Source organism: Kitasatospora sp. NPDC005751, from assembly GCF_040630835.1.
In the GTDB taxonomy this organism is placed as follows: Bacteria; Actinomycetota; Actinomycetes; order Streptomycetales; family Streptomycetaceae; genus Kitasatospora.
The window spans coordinates 1-16,841 of sequence record NZ_JBEXYC010000092.1; the positions used below are offsets into that span (position 1 = coordinate 1).

At 74.2% G+C, this 16,841-nt stretch carries 17 protein-coding genes and 1 pseudogene; 14 read left to right on the forward strand and 4 right to left on the reverse strand.

All coding sequences use genetic code 11. The annotated features are described in order from the left end of the window. Positions 1 to 244: 244 nt before the first annotated feature. The 6 genes from ABZ497_RS35010 (at position 245) to ABZ497_RS35035 (ending at position 4,886) form a co-directional block, all read left to right on the forward strand. On the forward strand, positions 245 to 649 hold the full coding sequence (locus ABZ497_RS35010) for a DoxX-like family protein (protein WP_359811712.1): 405 nt from the start codon (positions 245 to 247) through the stop codon (positions 647 to 649). Beyond that, entirely contained in the window at positions 646 to 1,557 is a 912-nt protein-coding gene (locus tag ABZ497_RS35015; protein WP_359811715.1) for a DUF3419 family protein, read from the forward strand. Before ABZ497_RS35010 ends, ABZ497_RS35015 begins: the two co-directional genes overlap by 4 nt. A 152-nt stretch (positions 1,558 to 1,709) precedes the next feature. Continuing rightward, positions 1,710 to 2,489: a DUF2071 domain-containing protein gene (locus ABZ497_RS35020; RefSeq protein WP_359811717.1), complete on the forward strand. Its 780-nt coding sequence runs from the start codon at positions 1,710 to 1,712 to the stop codon at positions 2,487 to 2,489. Then, positions 2,486 to 3,256: a class I SAM-dependent methyltransferase gene (locus ABZ497_RS35025; RefSeq protein ID WP_359811719.1), complete on the forward strand. Its 771-nt coding sequence runs from the start codon at positions 2,486 to 2,488 to the stop codon at positions 3,254 to 3,256. Before ABZ497_RS35020 ends, ABZ497_RS35025 begins: the two co-directional genes overlap by 4 nt. After that, positions 3,253 to 3,675, forward strand: a complete 423-nt coding sequence (locus ABZ497_RS35030) for a hypothetical protein (RefSeq protein WP_359811722.1) — start codon at positions 3,253 to 3,255, stop codon at positions 3,673 to 3,675. The genes ABZ497_RS35025 and ABZ497_RS35030 overlap by 4 nt, the downstream gene beginning before the upstream one ends. A gap of 542 nt (positions 3,676 to 4,217) precedes the next feature. After that, the gene (locus ABZ497_RS35035; RefSeq protein WP_359811725.1) at positions 4,218 to 4,886 is read left to right on the forward strand and encodes a GntR family transcriptional regulator; all 669 of its coding nucleotides are present in this window, start codon (positions 4,218 to 4,220) and stop codon (positions 4,884 to 4,886) included. An 83-nt stretch (positions 4,887 to 4,969) separates the two neighbouring features. On the opposite strand, the gene ABZ497_RS35040 is transcribed toward ABZ497_RS35035, so the two are convergent. After that, the gene (locus tag ABZ497_RS35040; RefSeq protein ID WP_359811728.1) at positions 4,970 to 5,371 is read right to left on the reverse strand and encodes a nuclear transport factor 2 family protein; all 402 of its coding nucleotides are present in this window, start codon (positions 5,369 to 5,371) and stop codon (positions 4,970 to 4,972) included. Between the two features lie 123 nt (positions 5,372 to 5,494). Here ABZ497_RS35040 and ABZ497_RS35045 point away from each other — a divergent pair, with 123 nt between their 5' ends. Continuing rightward, a complete protein-coding gene (locus tag ABZ497_RS35045; protein ID WP_359811730.1) occupies positions 5,495 to 5,944 on the forward strand; it encodes a MarR family transcriptional regulator in 450 nt (149 codons plus the stop codon). 158 nt (positions 5,945 to 6,102) lie between these two features. Next, on the forward strand, positions 6,103 to 6,393 hold the full coding sequence (locus tag ABZ497_RS35050) for a DUF2695 domain-containing protein (protein WP_359811733.1): 291 nt from the start codon (positions 6,103 to 6,105) through the stop codon (positions 6,391 to 6,393). A gap of 6 nt (positions 6,394 to 6,399) precedes the next feature. Here ABZ497_RS35050 and ABZ497_RS35055 read toward each other — a convergent pair. Next, a pseudogene (locus ABZ497_RS35055) lies at positions 6,400 to 6,848 on the reverse strand (IS630 family transposase); the annotation flags it as partial. 168 nt (positions 6,849 to 7,016) lie between these two features. Here ABZ497_RS35055 and ABZ497_RS35060 point away from each other — a divergent pair. The 3 genes from ABZ497_RS35060 to ABZ497_RS35070 all read left to right on the forward strand — a co-directional run bounded on the left by ABZ497_RS35060 (position 7,017) and on the right by ABZ497_RS35070 (position 10,835). After that, positions 7,017 to 8,060, forward strand: a complete 1,044-nt coding sequence (locus tag ABZ497_RS35060; RefSeq protein WP_359811736.1) for a hypothetical protein — start codon at positions 7,017 to 7,019, stop codon at positions 8,058 to 8,060. A gap of 64 nt (positions 8,061 to 8,124) precedes the next feature. After that, on the forward strand, positions 8,125 to 9,048 hold the full coding sequence (locus ABZ497_RS35065; RefSeq protein WP_359811739.1) for a GNAT family N-acetyltransferase: 924 nt from the start codon (positions 8,125 to 8,127) through the stop codon (positions 9,046 to 9,048). A gap of 173 nt (positions 9,049 to 9,221) precedes the next feature. Further along, positions 9,222 to 10,835, forward strand: a complete 1,614-nt coding sequence (locus ABZ497_RS35070; RefSeq protein WP_359811742.1) for an alpha/beta fold hydrolase — start codon at positions 9,222 to 9,224, stop codon at positions 10,833 to 10,835. A gap of 72 nt (positions 10,836 to 10,907) precedes the next feature. On the opposite strand, the gene ABZ497_RS35075 is transcribed toward ABZ497_RS35070, so the two are convergent. After that, the gene (locus tag ABZ497_RS35075) at positions 10,908 to 11,339 is read right to left on the reverse strand and encodes a GNAT family N-acetyltransferase (RefSeq protein ID WP_359811745.1); all 432 of its coding nucleotides are present in this window, start codon (positions 11,337 to 11,339) and stop codon (positions 10,908 to 10,910) included. Between the two features lie 85 nt (positions 11,340 to 11,424). Next, positions 11,425 to 12,867, reverse strand: a complete 1,443-nt coding sequence (locus tag ABZ497_RS35080) for an aldehyde dehydrogenase (protein WP_359811748.1) — start codon at positions 12,865 to 12,867, stop codon at positions 11,425 to 11,427. Positions 12,868 to 13,220: 353 nt separating this feature from the next. Here ABZ497_RS35080 and ABZ497_RS35085 point away from each other — a divergent pair, with 353 nt between their 5' ends. The 3 genes from ABZ497_RS35085 to ABZ497_RS35095 form a co-directional block, all read left to right on the forward strand. Next, a complete protein-coding gene (locus ABZ497_RS35085; protein ID WP_359811751.1) occupies positions 13,221 to 14,282 on the forward strand; it encodes an alpha/beta hydrolase in 1,062 nt (353 codons plus the stop codon). A 165-nt stretch (positions 14,283 to 14,447) separates the two neighbouring features. Further along, entirely contained in the window at positions 14,448 to 14,936 is a 489-nt protein-coding gene (locus ABZ497_RS35090) for a TetR family transcriptional regulator (protein WP_329491987.1), read from the forward strand. Between the two features lie 270 nt (positions 14,937 to 15,206). Next, a partial coding sequence (locus tag ABZ497_RS35095) for an ABC-F family ATP-binding cassette domain-containing protein (protein ID WP_359811754.1) occupies positions 15,207 to 16,841 on the forward strand: 1,635 nt, incomplete at its 3' end.

Consider the following 16,841-nt stretch of genomic DNA (forward strand, 5'->3'; position numbering starts at 1 on the left):
GCGCGGCTGGCCGCCGTCGGGTTCGGCGTGCCCCCCCGCGCGCGTCCCGGGGGCGGACACGGCGCCCGCGCGCCCGCCCGGCACCACGGCACGCCCCCTAGTTGAACATGTTCAAACCCGTGCGCCATGATGATCCCGAACGGGAGCCCCCGACCCCGACCGAGGGGTTCGGGCCACCCCGCCGTGCCCCGCCCTGCCCCGGCGCACCCGCGCTCGCCGGCAGCGGAAGAAAGGACCGTCCACCGTGCCGACTCCTTGGCAGACCCGGCTGACCGCCTCCGCGATCGCCCTGATGTGGGGCTACGAGGGCCTCTGGTGCAAGTTCTTCCCCGGCCGCGCCGACCAGCGCGCCATCGTGGAAGGCCTGCCGCTCCTGCCCGGGAGCGCCGTGACGCCGCTGCTGATCACCATCGGCCTGGCCGAGCTGGCCCTCGGCGCCTGGGTGCTCAACGGACGCCGGGCCAGGCTCGCCGCGATCGTCCAGACCCTGCTGGTCGTCGGGTTCAACACCGGCGGCCTGCTGTTCGGCGCCGACCGCATCCCCGAACCGGGCCGCCTCGTCGTCCAGGACATCGCCTTCCTGGCCCTGGTCTGGACCCTCCCCGCCGCCCGGCGCGACCGCACCCGCCCGATCGCGGTCGCCGCATGAGCACCGCCACGCCCTGGACCGAAGGCCGACTGCTCAGCCTCCAGACCCGCCGCCCGCGCGTCCTGTTCGGCCGGATGTACGAGGACGCGGCCGTCGAACTCGGCGCGTTCCCGGCACCGGGCGCCCGCGTGCTCTGCATCGCCTCGGCCGGCGACACCGCCGCCGCACTGGCCGCCGCCGGGTACGAGGTCACCGCCATCGACCTCAACCCCGCCCAGCTCGCCTACGCCCGCGGCCGGCTCACCATCGGCGCGCCCGCGGCCACCGGCTCCGCGGAACACCTGCTCGCCGCGGGCCGGGCGGCGGCGGCCGCCGTCCTCCCGGCCTGGCGACCCGCCGCCCTGGAACGCTTCCTGCGCCTGGACGACCCCGCCGCCCAGGCCCGCCACTGGCGCCACCGGCTCGACGGACCCGGCCTGCGCCTGCTGCTCGCCGCCGCCCTGCGCCCCGCCGGCACGCTCGCCACCGCCGTGCGGCCCGCCTTCCGGGACGTCCTGCCCCACCGCTTCGACAGCGCCCTGCGGGCCCGGCTGGCCCGCGGGGTCGCCCGCCACCCCAACGCCGACAACCCCTACGCCTGGCGCCTGCTCCTCGGCCGCGACCTGCCCGGGCCGCCCGCCACCCCCGCCGAACCGGCCGCGGCCCCCGTCCGGCTGCTCGTCGGCGACGTCCTCGACCACCTCGAACGCTCCCCCGCCGGCCACTACGACGCCGTCACCCTCTCCAACGTCCTGGACGGCCCCGGCCCGGCCTTCGCCCGGCGCCTGCGCGCCGCCGTCCAGCACGCCGTCCGCCCCGGCGGAACCGCCGTCCTGCGCAGCATCCGCGAACCGGGCCGCGCCGGCCCGGGCGCCGCCGCCGAGGACCGCTCCCTGCTCTGGGGCGTCATCCGGGTGCTCCGGCTCTGAGGGCCCCCGGTTCCGAGGACCACTCAGCTCCGAAGACCACCCGGCTCCGAAGGCCCACCGGCTCTCAAGACCCCGGCTCTGAAAGCCCCGGCCCGCAAGGCCCCCGGTTCTGAAGACCACCCACCGCTTCGCGCCCACCACCGGAGTCGACCGTGCGACACCTGCTCCAACGCCACCCCTTCCCGATGCGCACCCACTTCGCGCACTCCCTCGTCCTCACCTACGCCCTCCCGCCGCACCTCCTCGCGCCCCTCGTGCCGCCCGGCCTCGCCCTCGACACCTACACCGACCCCACCGGCACCGAACACGGCTTCGTCGCCGCCGCCGTCGTCGACACCCGCGCACTGCGCCCGGCCGCCCTGCCCGCCCGCCTCGGCCGCGACTTCATCCTCACCGGCTACCGGATCTTCACCCGGTTCCCCACCCCGGGCGGGCGCACCATGCGCGGACTGCGGATCCTGCGCTCCGACACCGACAACCGGCTGATGGCCGCCGGCGGCAACCTCTTCTCCCGCTACCACTACCGCTCCGCCAGGATCGGCACCCGGGTACTCGGCAACACCCTGGAGTTCAAGGTGCTCAGCACCGACGGCCGCGCCGACCTGCATGTGCGCGCCGACCTCGCGAGCAGCCCCGCACCCCTACCGCCCGGCAGTCCGTTCGCCGACGCCCGGGCCGCGCGCCGGTTCGCCGGACCACTGCCCTACACCTTCGAGTACGAGCCGGAAACCCGCTCCATGATCGTCGTCAAGGCCACCCGCACCCACTGGGACCCCGTCCCGGTGGCGGTCGAGGTCCCCCGGCTGACCTTCTTCGACCACGACCCCTTCACCGGCAGCCGCCCCGTCCTCGCCAACGCCTTCCACGTCGCCGACGTCGACTACGGCTGGGAGGCCGGCCACCGCCGTGCCCTCGACGGAGCCCGCCGATGAACGCCCGGCCCGCCGGGCCCGCGCGGCGCCCCTCGGGTGTCCGCGAGGTGATCCGCTACAACTGGCCGATGTACGCCGCCGGCGCCGTCACCGCCGCCACCGGCTGGGCGCTGGCCCGTCACCTCCCCGGCCGGCCCGCCGCCCTCGCCCGCGCCGCCTCGGCCGGCGCCGCCGCGCTCCTCACCACCAGCACCCTGGCCACCTGGCACGTCTACGACCGCTCCGAACTCCACTCCTACGACTGGCTGTCCGAATTGCTCCCCGACGGCCCGGGCGACCACCTGGTCGTCTGCACCGGACTCGACGAGGCCAGCCGGCCGGTCGCCGCCCGGTACCCCACCGCCCGCCAGCTCGTCGCCGACCTCTACGACCCGGCCCTGACCACCGAGGGCTCGATCCGGCGCGCCCGTCGCCACGCCCCGCCCGCCCCCGGCACCGTCTCCGCCCGCCCCGACGCCCTGCCCGCCGCCACCGGCTCCCTCGACACCGTGCTCACCGTCCTCGCCGCCCACGAACTGCGTCGGCCCGCCGACCGCACGGCACTGTTCACCGAGGCCGTCCGCACCCTGCGGCCCGGCGGTACCCTGCTGCTGGTGGAGCACCTGCGCGACCTCGCCAACACCGCCGCCTACGGCCCGGGCGCCTGGCACTTCCAGCCGCGCGCCACCTGGCTGCGGCACGCCACCGAGGCCGGACTGCACCCGGCCGCCGAACGCCGGATCGCCACACTGATCACCGCCTTCGCCTTCCGGAGTCCCGCCGCATGACCGAACTGTTCACCCTGGAAGCTCAGTTGAGGCTGGTCGGCGCGGCCCTGGTCGGCATGGGCCTGTTCCACGCCGTCCTGCCGCGCATCGTCCAGTGGCCGGCCGACCTGTCCGGCGCCAGCCTGCTGACCCGCCAGGTCTCCTACGTCCACCTCTTCTTCATCGCGCTGACCTGCGCGCTGCTCGGCCTGATGCCGCTCTGCCTGGCCGCCGACCTCCTCGCCGGCACCCGCCTGGGCACCGCCCTGCTGGCCGGGCAGACGCTCTTCTGGGGCCTGCGCTGGCTGTTCGAGTTCGCCGTCTTCTCCCCCAGGCTCTGGCGCGGCGACCCCCTGCGGACCGCCGCGCACATCGGCCTCTCGGTCCTCTGGACCTGGGTCGCCGCGGTCTTCGCGCTCGCCCTCTGGCGGGTCCTCTAGGGTCCGTGCCGAAGCCCCGGCGGGCGGCTCCCGCCCCGACGACCGCCCGGCGGAACCGCCTGTGACGGGACCGTCGTCCGGTCCCGCCCGAGTCGCGCGGAACGGACCGACCCCCGGGCCCGTTCCCTGCGACCGCGCCTCGTAGGCCGATCCGCGGTGGAGCACTCGCCCGCCGCGCCATTCCTTGACGGCTCCTCCGATGAGGCCGCGGACGAAGAGGCGTTGGAGGAGGACGAAGCCGATGACGACGGGGACGGCGGCGAGGACGGAGCCGGCCGTCAGGAGGTCCCAGCGGGGATCGAACCGGTTCTGGAAGCGGGCGAGTCCGACGGGCAGGGTGCGGAGTACTCCGCCGGGCGGAAGGACCCGCCGCGGCGGCGGCCGGGCGGGCCGGTGGTGGCCGGTCCGGCGGCGCCGGCTCGCGGGGCACGGGGTGAAGGTATTCGATATACGAAACCACCTCACGGCGCCTTCGGGCACCAAACGGGACACAGTGCCACCGGGCCGTTCGTCGCCGGAGAGATATCGCATACGATGAACGAATGAGCAAGAAGGGCTGGGCTGAGCCGATACCGCCCGTGAAGAGCAAGGCCGACCTCGTCTACGGCAGCCTGCACGACGCGATCGCCCGGGGCGACCTGCGTCCGGGCCAGCGCATCAACATGGACGAGCTGGCCCGCAACCTCGGCGTGAGCAAGATCCCCGTCCGCGAGGCCGTCAAGCGCCTGGAGGCCGACGGCCTGGTCGTCTCCCGCGTGCACGCCGGTGTCACCGTCGCCGAGATCGACAAGACCGAGATGCGCGGGGTCTTCCTCGCCCGGGAGGCCATCGAGGGGCTGGTCGCCCGGCTGGCGGCCGAGCGGGTCACCGACGCCCTGCTGGCCGACCTCGACGCGGCCCAGCACGACATGCGCGCCGCCCTGGCCACCGGAGCGGTCGGCCGGCTGCCCGAGCACAACTCGGAGTTCCACCGCGCACTGGCCCGGGCCGGCGGCTACCGCGTCCTCGGCGAGCTCGCCGAGCAGCTCCTGCTGACCATCCGCCGGCACCGAATCACCGCCCCGATGGACCTCCACAACTGGAAGGCCGTCATCGAGGAGCACGACACGATCATCGCCGCGCTGCGCAGCGGGGACCCGGAGGCGGCCGAGCGGGCCGCGCGGGCCCACATCGGCTCGCAGGCCGACCACGAGGTGGCCGAGGAGGACTGAAACGGCCCCGGACGGACGGCGGCCCCGCCCTTCCACCCCGCCGAGCGCGGCGGGGCGGAAGGGCGGGGCCGGATCGTCGTCGGTCAGCGGGCGCTGCCGAGGTCGCGGTCCTCCTCGTCGCCCCGGAGCATCAGGGTGGTCTCCTCCAGGCGGCGGAACCGGCCGTCGGCGGCGAACTCGGCGAACACGTACACCTCCATGCGCACGGTGGAGCCGTCGGTCTTGGTGACGTCGACCACGTGGCGGTCGGCGTAGCGGTCCCCCTGGACCAGCTCGTCGAGGACCTCGACGCGGCCGCTCGCGACGACCTCGCGCAGGTGGGCGATGTGGGCGGTGAACTCCGCCCGGTCCGCCCAGCTGCCGTCGGTGCGCTGGCGGTAGTCGGGGGCGAAGTGCCGGTCGACGGCCTCGGCCAGGTCGAGCCCGGGGGTGAAGAGCAGGTCGGTGAGCGCGGTGGCGATGTCGGTTCGCGTGGCGGTGGTCATGACGGGTCCCCTTGGGCGTCGGAGTGACGCGTGAGCGTCGGAGTGACGAGACTTTGCGTGCGTCGAGCACGCATCTGAACAGTACCCCATGGTGCGTGCGTTGCGCACGCTATTCTTGGACGCATGCCGAACGACGTGGGACACGAGATCGCCGACGCACTTGCCGTCGTCCTCCGACGCAGCTCTCGCACACACCTCTACGAGCTCCTGACCAGCGGCCTGGACGGGGCGCTGGACGCCGTCACCTACCCCGTCCTCAGCGCGCTCGCCCGCACCGGGCCGTGCAGCGCCGCCAGACTCGCCGAGGAGATCGGCCTCGACCGCTCGGGCGTCACCCGCCGCGCCAGCCGCCTCGAAGAGGCCGGCCTGCTGCGCCGCGTCCCCGACCCCGACGACGGGCGCGCGACGCTGCTGACCCTCACCGACGCCGGAGAGCGCGTCATCCGGACCACGCGCGAGCGCCTCGCCGCCCACATCGAGGCCTCGCTGGCCGACTGGCCCGCCGACGAGGCCCGGGCCTTCGCCCGCGGCTTCCACCGCTTCGTCACGGGCAGCCTGCTCCGACCGGAGTGACGCGGCCGGGGTACGGGCCGGGGTGCGGCTAGCGCCGCATCAGACAGCCTTCGCCCTGTTCAGCGGACGACATCGTGTTTTCGTCCCGGCTACGGGCTCTGGTGTCGACGACCTTAGGGTGGGGCTCCAGCTGGTCTGATGAGGAGCGAGTTGCGCAGATGTCTTCGGAGAGGGAACGACGGCGGATCCTTCGCGACGCCTACAAGGCAGAGCGCAAGCGTGATGAGTGGAACCTGCTCGGCATCGACCGTGAACAGCTCGACGGCCTCCTCGGTCACGTCGAAGAGCGTCTCGCGGAGACCGGATGTGATCACACGCTGAGGCACTCCCGGTCCTGGGCCGACGCCTGTTCAGTGGCGTGGTCCGAGCTGGAAGCGGGCCTGCTGGCCGATGGCGGCGGTTGCGACTGCGAGGTGCTCGCGAACGTGGATCCAGACGAACGGGTCTGATGCCGCTCAGGCGACGTTCGCCCTGGTGACGACCTCGCGTAGGCGTTCGTCGGTGGCGTGCTTGTTCCGCCAGCTGATGCAGCGGCGGATCATGCTGCCCCCGGGCCTTGTGGCTGGGGTGGTCGGTGCCGTCGAGGGCGAAGTAGCGCAGAGCGGTGAACTGGGCCTCGATCCGGTCGAGCCAGGAGCTGTTGGTCGGGGTGTAGGCGATCTCCACGTTGGTCGCGGCCGCCCATGTCCCGACCCGCTGACACCGCCTCGTCGTCAGGTGCGGCGAGGAGTTGTCACAGACCATCGCGATCCGCACGTCCGCCGGATGCAGTGAGCGCAGGAAGCGGCAGAACCCCAGGAACTTGGTGCGGTTCCTGGTCTTCTTGATGTGGCGGGTCCTTGTGCCGGCCGCCGCGCTCGGCCCCCTGCCTGCCGGGGTGGGGCTGGAGGTTGAGCGGCCCGAACGGCATGGCGGCTCGGGTGGCACCGGGAGGGAGTGGACCCGGGCGAGGAGGGCTGCCGCGCCCCGGGTCCACTCCCGACGACCCGGCCGGGGACCGGCGGCGTCGACCGTGCCCGACCGGGCGAGTCGTACCGGGCCGGAGCGGCCCGCGCCCGTAGGGTCCCGAACGATGGCCGGCAACGAACCCGACTTCGACGCGATCGCGGACGAGCTCCACACCCTCGCCCCGCAGGACTTCACGGCGGCCCGGAACCGGCACGCGGACGCCCTGAAGAAGACCGACCCGCAGCTCGCCAAGCAGGTCCGTGCGCTGCGCCGCCCCACCCAGGCCGCCTGGGCCGCCAACCTCCTCGCTCACCGGCACGGCGACCTGGTCGGGCAGCTGCTGGACCTCGGGCAGGCGCTGCGCGACGCCCAGGAGCACCTCGCCGGGGACCAGTTGCGCACGCTCACCGAGCAGCGGCGGCAGCTGGTGCGGGCGCTGACGGGGCAAGCCGAGCGCGACGCGGCGGAGGCCGGACACCCGCTCGGCGCCGACGCCGTCGCCGAGGTGGACCGGACGCTGGGCGCCGCGCTGGCGGACCCGGACGCCGCCCGCGCCCTCGCGGCGGGGCGGCTGACGGCTCCGCTGGACCCGGTGCTGTGGCCGGGCGCCGGGAAGCCGGACAGCGGGAAGCCGGACGCCGGGAAGCCGGGGAGCCGGAAGCCGGGCGCCGGGAAGCCGGACAGCGGGAAGCCGGGCGCCGGGAAGCCGGGGAGCCGGAAGCCGGGGACCGGGGCCGCGACGAAGAAGGCCGCCGGGACGTCCCCCGCGTCGGCGCGCGGCTCGCGTCCCACGAAGGCACAGGCCGCGGCCGAACGGCGGCGCCGGCGCGAACAGGAACAGGCCCGCAAGGCCTTGGCCGGCGCGGAACAGGCCGCGGACAAGGCCGATGCCCGGGCCGCGGACGCCGCTCGGGCCCTCGACGAGGCGGAGTCGGCCCGCCGACGGGCGGAGACCGAAGCCGAGCAGGCCCGGGCCGCGCTCGCCGGGGCGCAGCACCGCGAAGCCCTCGCCCGGGAACGCCTCACGCGCGCCGAGAAGCAGGCGCGATCCGCCGAGGACGCGGCGCGCACCGCCGACGACCGGGCCGCCAAGGCCCACGAAGCCGTCCAGGAGGCGGCCGAGCGCCTGCGGGTGTCGCGGAGCGACGACGACCAACAGCCGGGCTGAGCGCCGCCGGTCACCCTGCGGGAACTCGGTGGCAGGTCGATCAGTGGTCGTGTTGACTTCCGGCGTGAGTCACGTGGCCAACATCATGATCTCCGTCGAGTTCACCGACCGGCCGGCCGTCGAAGCGCTGAGCCAGTGGTTGCGGACGTCCGCCCCACGACGCGGCTACGAACCGGGCGCCGTCGGGTGGGTCGGGTCGCTGAACGAGACGACCGGGAGCGACACGCGCTGGGGCGGCGGCACGTACCCGGAGTGCGAGGTCTTCGCCGGTGCGCTCAACCACGCGGACCTCGCCGGACTGGTCGCCCATGTCGAGCGCGTCCCGTGGGTCCACCCGGAGTTGGTGCAGCTGTTCGTGATGGACCAGGAGCAGTCCTACTTCCGGGTGTGGATGTTCCACGGCCCGAGGCTGCGGCAGATCGCCCCCGAAGGCAGGGAGGACGACGTCTACCCCGACGGGGGGCCGTCCGACATCCACACGCGGTTCGCGCTCGCCGACGACGCCGAGTTCCTCCGCGACCTGGTGGTCGCCGCCGTCAACTGGGCGCCCGGCCGGGATGTCTCACGCGAGGCGGTGCTCTCCGACCCGCGCAACGCCCACTACGTGGACGGCTGGCCCGGTCGGGGCGACCTGGGCATCGTGGCCCTCTCGACCGGGGAGGCCACCGGGTGGCAGCCGCTCCCGGTCGGCGCCGCGTGGCTGCGGCACCTCCCGGCGGAGGACCCCGGCTACGGCTTCGTCGACCCGGCCGTGCCGGAGCTGAGCATCGGCATCACCGCCGCCCAGCGTGGCCGGGGCATCGGAACCCTGCTGATCAGGCGTCTGCTGCGGACCGCCGCCGAGGCCGGCGTCGAACGCGTCTCGCTGAGCGTCGAGCGGGACAACCCCGCCCTCCGGCTGTACGAGCGCGAGGGCTTCCGCGTGCACGACCCGCGCGAGGGCGAGGACGCGCTGACCATGGTCACCCGCCTCCGCCGGGACTCCTGACCGGGCGGCCGCCCGGCCGTCGGGGCACCGGAGGCGGGCCGGACGGGCAGGAGTCCCGGCCGCCGGCCGGGACTCCTGCCCGAAAGTGAAGGCGGCGGAGGGGGCTGTCCCCCGGGCGGGTCCGGGGGTGTGCTGTCGTGATCTTCGGCCGCCAGGTTCCTAGCGTTGGTCACATGACAGCTCATCACCTTCCCTTCGGTCCGGCCGCCGTGGCACGGCCGGTCGCCCGCCGGGCCACGGCGGCGGGCCTCGCCCTCGCCGCCTGCCTGACGGTGGCGTCCGCCGTGACCGCCCCCGCCGCCGTGGCGGCGTCCGCCTCCGCCGACAGCGCCGCCTCCACCCCCCGGGGCCTGGAGCGCTACTACCACCAGCCCCTCGACTGGCGCAGCTGCGTCCAGGGCCCGGACGACCAGGTCGGCGCGGGCCTGGAGGAGGCGGGCGCGACCTGCGCCGACGTCACCGTGCCGCTCGACTACGGCGACCCCCGGGGCCGTACGATCACCGTCGCGATCTCCCGGATCAAGGCCACCGACACCCGCCACCGGATCGGCCCACTGCTGCTCAACGACGGCGGCCCGGGCGGCCAGACCCTCGGGAGCCCGCCGCGTGTCCACACGGCGCTCAAGGAGACCGCCGGCCGCTACGACATCATCGGCATGGACCCGCGCTTCGTCGGCCGCAGCACCCCGCTGGACTGCGGCTGGCCGGTCGGCACCAACCTCGTCTCGGCCGGGCTCGGCCGGGCGAGCTTCGACCGGCAGGTCGTTCTCCAGAAGGACCTCGCCGCCAAGTGCCGGGCGGCGGCCGGACCGCTGCTGCCGCACGCCGGCACGCGCAACACGGCCCGCGACATGGACGTCATCCGCGGTGCGCTCGGCGAGCGGAGGATCTCCTACCTGGGGGTCTCGTACGGGACGTACCTGGGCACGGTCTACACCCAGATGTTCCCCGGCCGCTACGACCGGGTGGTACTCGACGGGGCGCTCGACCCGCGCACCTACGGGCCGGTGCTGCTCCCCCACCTGCTGGCGGAGAACGAGCAGGCGCTCGCCGACTGGGCGGCCTGGACGGCGGACCGCCACGACACCTACCGGCTCGGCCGGACCGCCGAGGAGGTGACGGCGGGCATCCGGCGGCTCGTCGAGGCGTCCGCGCGCGCCCCGCTGACCGTCGGCAGCGGCGCCGACACCTTCCGACTGGACGACACCCGGGTGCCGTTCCTGCTCTTCGCCGGACTCGCGGACGACACCGACGCCGCACGCGCGAGCCTGGCCGAGCAGATCGCGGTGCTCACCGAGGCGGCGGCGGGGCGGCCGGCCCTGCCGTCGGCGGCCTTCACCGCCGTCCTCCGGTTCGCGTTCACCGGGGAGGCGTCGCCCACCGGCAGCTCCCAGCAGGCGGTCATGTGCGCGGACGCCCCGGCGCCGCGCGACCCCGAGGTGTACTGGCGGGAGATCGAGCGCAGCCGGGCCGAGCACCCGCTGTTCGGCCCGCTGGTCCACAACGTCAACCCGTGCGCCTTCTGGGACCGCCCGCGCGAGGCCCGCACCGAGGTGCGGCGCGACGCCGAGGTGCTGATAGTCGCCGCCACCGGCGACCCGCGCACCACCTACCGGGACAGCGTCGCGCTGCACGGGCTGCTGCCCGCCTCCCGGCTGCTGACCTTGGAGGGTGCCAACCGGCACGCCCTGTACGGCCTGTACGGCAACGCCTGCGTGGACGACACGGTCAACGCCTACCTGGCGGGGGGCCGGCTGCCGAAGGGCGACCGGACTTGCGCGAAGTAGCGCTCCGCTCCGGCCGTCCCCGCCCCGGGACGGCCGGAGCGTTGCGCGGGTGGTCCCCGCTCCGCGGCGCCCTCACTCCTCGCCGAGGACCATCCACTTCTCCGGCTTCTTCATCGGCACGAACCCGGCCTTGGCGTAGACCTCGTGGGCGTCCGCCGTGGCCAGCATGACGCGGCGCAGCCCGTAGGGGGCGAGGTGGTCGCGGACGGCGGCGGCCAGGGCCGTGCCGAGCCCCCTGCCACGGGCCGAGGGCTCGATGTACACGTCGCAGAGCCAGGCGAAGGTGGTCCGGTCGGTGACCACCCGCGCGTAGCCGAGCTGGGTACCCGCAGCCCGGTCGTAGACGCCGAAGTTGAGGGAGGCGGCGATCGCGGAGTCCTGCTTCTCCCGGGGGCGGCCGCGTGCCCAGTAGGCGTCCTGGGACAGCCACCGGTGGATCAGTTCGGCATCGAGGCGCGCCGGGTCCGTCGAGATCTCGTAGCCGTCGGAGAGGTCATTCGTCATACCGGAATCCAACCAGGCCGGGCCCCCACCGATCCAGGTGCGGGCCCGGTGGCCGGGCGTCCGGCCACCGCCGCGCGGGCGCGCGTCAGAGGGTGATGGTCTTGTACTCGGTGTAGGTGCCGAGGCCGACGGCGCCGAACTCGCGGCCGATGCCGCTGGCCTTGAAGCCGCCGAAGGGGCCGTCGAAGCCGACACCGGCCCCGTTCACGGTCACCGTGCCGGTCCGGATCCGGCGGGCGACCGCCAGGGCGTGCTCCTCGTCGGCGGACCAGACGCCGCCCGACAGGCCGTACTCGGAGTCGTTGGCGATGCGGACGGCGTCGTCCTCGTCCTCGTAGGGGATGACCACCAGGACGGGGCCGAAGATCTCCTCCTGGGCGATGCGCATGGCGTTGTCCACGTCGGCGAAGAGGGTGGGGGTCACGTAGTTGCCGCCCTCCAGCCCCGCCGGGACCTCGGTGCCGCCGGTGACGAGGCGGGCGCCCTCCTCGATGCCGATCGCGATGTACCGGCGGACGCGCTCCTGCTGGTCGGGGCGGATCATCGGTCCGATGAAGGTGTCCGGGTCCGCCGGGTCACCGACCTTCAGGGACTCGACGAGCGCCTTGAGTTCCGCGACCACCTCCTCGTAGCGGCTGCGCGGGGCCAGGACGCGGGTCTGGGCGATGCAGGACTCGCCGTTGTTGAGCAGGGAGGAGAACTTCAGCCCCTGCACCGCCCGGTGGATGTCGGCGTCGGCCAGGATGACGGCCGCGGACTTGCCGCCCAGCTCCAGGCTGACCCGCTTGAGCTGCTCCCCCGCGATCGCGGCGATGCGCCGGCCGGCCGGGGTCGAGCCGGTGAAGGCGATCTTGTCGACCTCGGGGTGGGAGATCAGGTACTCGCTGGTCTCGCGGTCGGCGGGCAGCACGCTGATCACCCCGGCGGGCAGCCCCACCTGGGCCAGCAGGTCGGCGAGGAGGCCCATGCTGAGCGAGTTCTCCGGCGAGACCTTCAGGACCACCGAGTTGCCGGCGAGCAGCGCCGGGATGATCTTCGTGGTCGCGGAGGAGAAGGGCGAGTTCCACGGGATCACGGCGGCCACCACGCCGACGGCCTCACGACGGACCACGCTCCGCACCGGCGAGGCCGGGTCGGAGGGCGGCAGGGTCTCCTCCCACCCGAACTCCTCCGCCGCCTTCAGGTAGGCGTTGGCCTGGCGGGTCAGGCCCGGCTGGCCGGCCCGGGTGAACCAGCCCGCGGAGCCGTTCTCGGCGGCGATCAGGGCAGCGATCCGCTCCGCCTGCCGCTCGCGCAGCGCGTTGAAGCGCCGCAGCACCGCCACGCGCTCCAGCGGCGGGGTGTCGCGCCAGGTGCCCTCGACGAACGCGGCCCGGGCCGCCGCCACCGCACGGTCGACGTCCGCCCGCCGGGCCTGCGCGGCGCGGCCGATCACCGTCCGGTCGTGCGGGGACCGGATGTCGAGCAGGGCGGCCTCACTCGGCTCGGTCCAGGCGCCTGCGATGAAGAGCCGGTCATAGACGATCACGCTTCCACTCCTTCGCTATCTGTCACTTGACAGTAGCACTTACTTGCTGTTTCAGCTCGCTGTCGTGGCATTTGTTGGCGGGGTGGTGCCGGCGGTCCGTGCGACCGCCGAGGTCCGATGCCGCGCGGACCGGGGGCCTCGCCCCGTCACGACGGTTCCGCACGGCGTCGGCGCGCGGCATCAGTCATTCGACTGCGGGCCCGGACACGCCCGGAGGGGGGCGGCGCGGCCGCCGCCCCGACCGTCAACTGACTGATGTGCCGGCCTGCCGGGAACGGAAGAGTGCGGTGCGCCGGGCAGGACGGACACCCGCCCCGTCCGGGGACACATCCGCGTCACACGGAAGGCTCGACATGATCGACAGGCGTAGCTTCAACAGGGCCCTGGGACTGGGTGCCGGTGCGGCCGCGGTCTCGATGGCCACCCTGCCGGGCACGGCCACCGCCGCGCCCGGCCCCGGCGGCCCCGGCGCGGCCCCGGTCGTGCCCACGATCACCCCGGGCACGCACACGTCCTTCCCGCGGCTCAAGCAGGCCGAGGCCGGGCTGCTGAACGTGGGATACGCCGAACTCGGCCCGGCGCACGGACCCGTCGTGCTCTGCCTGCACGGCTGGCCGTACGACATCCACAGCTACGTCGACGTCGCCCCGCTCCTGGCCGGCCTGGGGTACCGCGTGATCGTCCCCTACCTGCGCGGACACGGCACCACCCGGTTCCTGTCGCCCCGGACCTTCCGCAACGGCCAGCAGGCCGCCATCGCGATGGACGTCATCGCCCTGCTGGACACCCTCCGGATCGACCGCGCCGTGGTGGCCGGGTTCGACTGGGGGTCCCGGACCGGGGACGTCCTCGCGGCCCTGTGGCCCGAACGGGTCAAGGCCCTGGTGTCGGTGAGCGGCTACCTCATCACCAACCGCCAGGCGCAGTTGGACCCGATCGCGCCGGCGGGCGAGCACACCTGGTGGTACCAGTACTACTTCGCCACCGAACGCGGCAGGAAGGCCATGGAGGACAAGGGCCTGCGCCACGATCTGACCCGCTTCGTCTGGCAGCAGGTCTCCCCCACCTGGAAGTTCGACGACGCGACCTTCGAGCGCACGGAGGCCGCCTTCGAGAACCCCGACTACGCCGCGGTCGTGATCCACAACTACCGCTGGCGGCTCAGCGTCGCCGACGGCGAGCGCCGCTACGACCGCTACGAGGACCGGCTGGCCCTGAAGCCGACCATCGGGGTGCCGACGATCACCCTCGACCCCGCGCTGGACCCGTTCACCGCTCCCGGCGACGGCGCCTCGTACCGGGCCATGTTCACCGGGAAGTACGAGCACCGGACGCTCGGCGGCATCGGCCACAACCTGCCCCAGGAGGCGCCGACCGCGTTCGCCCAGGCCGTCGTGGACGTGGACCACTTCTGACGGCGCGCCGCCGGGAGGGGACCGGCCCCTCCCGGCGCAGGTCCCCGCGCTACTGACACAGCGACGAGGTGGTTGCGAGCCGAAGCTGCACACCGCCGCTAGACTCCCCCCGTGAGAGCTGACGCCGCGCGGAACATCGAAGCCGTCCTGACGACGGGAGCGCGGATGCTGGCCGCCGACCCGGGCGCGAGCATCGCGAGCATCGCGGCCGAGGCGGGGGTGGACCGGCGGACCGTCTACCGGCGCTTCAGCTCCCGCGAGGAACTCCTCACCGCGATCCACTCCGCCCGCCTGGACGCCGTCGAGCGGGCCATCGCCGACGCCCGTCTGCGCGAGGCCCCCGTCGCCGTGGCCCTGCACCGCTACGTGGAGAACGTCATCGAGGTCAACCGCGCCTGGCCGGTGGACCTGGCCCGGATGCTCGCCGACGAGGAGACCCGCAGGCGCCGCGACAGCTCCGTCGCCGAGGTCGGGGACTTCCTCCGACGCGCCGTCACCGAAGGGCTGCTGCGCCCCGGCCTCCCCGAGGGCTGGGTCGCCGCCCTGCTGCCCCAGCTCGTGCACCTGGTGACACGTCAGGCGCCCGACCTGGCCGCCGGACCGGCGGCCGACCTGGTGGTCGACACCCTGCTGCGGGGGGCCGGCGCGCCGTGACGCGCCCGGCCCGGCGCGGCGGCCCGCCCCCCGCGGCCGGTCCCGACCGATCGCCCACACACGGTGCTATGCTCGACGGCGGAAAACCCATCTGACGGAAAGCGTGGAGCAGACATGGCGGGTGACGACGACATCTCCGGGTGAGACCCGGTCCTGAAGCCGTCGGCGGGCATCGGTGCCCCGGGCCAACGGCTTCGTTCGTCGTTCCCCTTCCCCCTGTCTGCTCGCAGGCCGAGGTGTCTCCGCCTGCCCATCCTCCGGGTTGTCCTCATGTCCGATGCGTCCATCGTCTGCTCCCAGCTCTCCTTCTCCTGGCCCGACGACACCCCCGTCTTCCAGGACCTCTCCTTCGCCCTCGGCACCGGCCGCACCGGCCTGGTCGCTCCCAACGGCGCGGGCAAGAGCACGCTGCTCAAGCTCATTGCCGGTCAACTGACGCCCGCCGCAGGATCGTTGACCGTCAGCGGCACACCCGGCTACCTGCCTCAGGACCTCCCGCTGACGGCGGACCTCGCGGTCGCCGACGTCCTCGGCGTCGCCGGGGTGATCCGCGCCATCGACGCGGTGGAGTCCGGTGACGTGGCCGAGGAGCACTTCACCGCCATCGGCGACGACTGGGACGTCGAGGAGCGCAGCCTCGCCCAGCTCGAACGTCTCGGCCTGGCCGGCGTCGGCCTGGACCGGCGGCTGGGCACCCTCAGCGGCGGCCAGATCGTCCAGCTCGGCCTCGCGGCGCAACTGCTCAAGCGGCCCGACGTGCTGCTGCTCGACGAACCCACCAACAACCTCGACCTCGCCGCCCGCCACCGGCTCCACGGCGTCCTGGAGGACTTCTCCGGCTGCCTGCTGCTGGTCAGCCACGACCGTGCGCTGCTCGACCGGATGGACCGGATCGCCGAGCTCGACTCCGGCGAACTGCGGCTGTTCGGCGGCAACTTCACCGCCTACGAGCAGGCCGCGGAGGCCGGGCGCGAGGTCGCGGCCAAGAACATCCGCAACGCCGAACAGGAACTCAAGCGGGAGAAGCGGGAGTTGCAGCAGGCCCGGGAGCGCGCCGACCGCCGGGCCAGCAACGCCGGCCGCAACCTCAAGAACGCCGGTCTGCCCCGCATCTTCGCCGGGACCATGAAGCGCGGCGCCCAGGAGTCCGCAGGACGCGCCGGCCAGGTCCACGCGGCCCGCCTCGGCGAGGCCAGGGCCCGGCTCGACGAGGCCGAGCGCGCCCTGCGCGACGACCAGCGCCTGACCCTGGACCTGTCCGGCACCCGGGTGCCGAGCGGGCGCGACCTCTTCGTCGGCGAGAACCTCCAGGTGCTGCGCGGCGGCACGCCCCTGTTCGCTGGTGGCGGCGTCGATCTGACCGTCCGCGGGCCCGAGCGGATCGCCCTGCTCGGACAGAACGGAACCGGCAAGACCACCCTCCTGCGCCTGCTGGTCGGGGACCTCGCCCCCGACGGCGGACGGCTCAGGCGCTCGGACGGCCGGGTCGCCTATCTCTCCCAGCGGCTGGACCTGTTGGACCCGGACCGCAGCGTGGCGGAGAACTTCGCGGCGGCCGCGCCGGAGCTGCCGGCGCCCGAGCGGATGAACGTGCTCGCCCGCTTCCTCTTCCGCGGCGCCCGCGCCCACCTCCCGGTCGGGGCGCTCTCGGGCGGCGAGCGGCTGCGCGCCACCCTGGCCTGTGTGCTGTGCGGCGACCCCGCGCCCCAGTTGCTCCTCCTCGACGAGCCGACCAACAACCTCGACCTGGTGAGCGTCGGACAGCTCGAAAGCGCCCTCACCTCCTACCAGGGCGCCTTCGTCGTGGTCAGGCCCCGGCGGGGCCGGGCCGGACCGCACCGTCCACGCCGTCGGCACCGTCCGCCCCGGCCAGCGCCGGCGGCCCGGCCACCGGCTGGACGCCGA

Coding starts and splice junctions, on each gene's coding strand:
- ABZ497_RS35015 (WP_359811715.1), top strand. CDS start 646: ATGAGCACCGCCACGCCCTGGACCGAAGGCCGACTGCTCAGCCTCCAG.
- ABZ497_RS35025 (WP_359811719.1), top strand. CDS start 2,486: ATGAACGCCCGGCCCGCCGGGCCCGCGCGGCGCCCCTCGGGTGTCCGC.
- ABZ497_RS35030 (WP_359811722.1), top strand. CDS start 3,253: ATGACCGAACTGTTCACCCTGGAAGCTCAGTTGAGGCTGGTCGGCGCG.
- ABZ497_RS35035 (WP_359811725.1), top strand. CDS start 4,218: ATGAGCAAGAAGGGCTGGGCTGAGCCGATACCGCCCGTGAAGAGCAAG.
- ABZ497_RS35040 (WP_359811728.1), bottom strand. CDS start 5,371: ATGACCACCGCCACGCGAACCGACATCGCCACCGCGCTCACCGACCTG.
- ABZ497_RS35045 (WP_359811730.1), top strand. CDS start 5,495: ATGCCGAACGACGTGGGACACGAGATCGCCGACGCACTTGCCGTCGTC.
- ABZ497_RS35050 (WP_359811733.1), top strand. CDS start 6,103: ATGTCTTCGGAGAGGGAACGACGGCGGATCCTTCGCGACGCCTACAAG.
- ABZ497_RS35060 (WP_359811736.1), top strand. CDS start 7,017: ATGGCCGGCAACGAACCCGACTTCGACGCGATCGCGGACGAGCTCCAC.
- ABZ497_RS35070 (WP_359811742.1), top strand. CDS start 9,222: ATGACAGCTCATCACCTTCCCTTCGGTCCGGCCGCCGTGGCACGGCCG.
- ABZ497_RS35075 (WP_359811745.1), bottom strand. CDS start 11,339: ATGACGAATGACCTCTCCGACGGCTACGAGATCTCGACGGACCCGGCG.
- ABZ497_RS35085 (WP_359811751.1), top strand. CDS start 13,221: ATGATCGACAGGCGTAGCTTCAACAGGGCCCTGGGACTGGGTGCCGGT.
- ABZ497_RS35090 (WP_329491987.1), top strand. CDS start 14,448: ATGCTGGCCGCCGACCCGGGCGCGAGCATCGCGAGCATCGCGGCCGAG.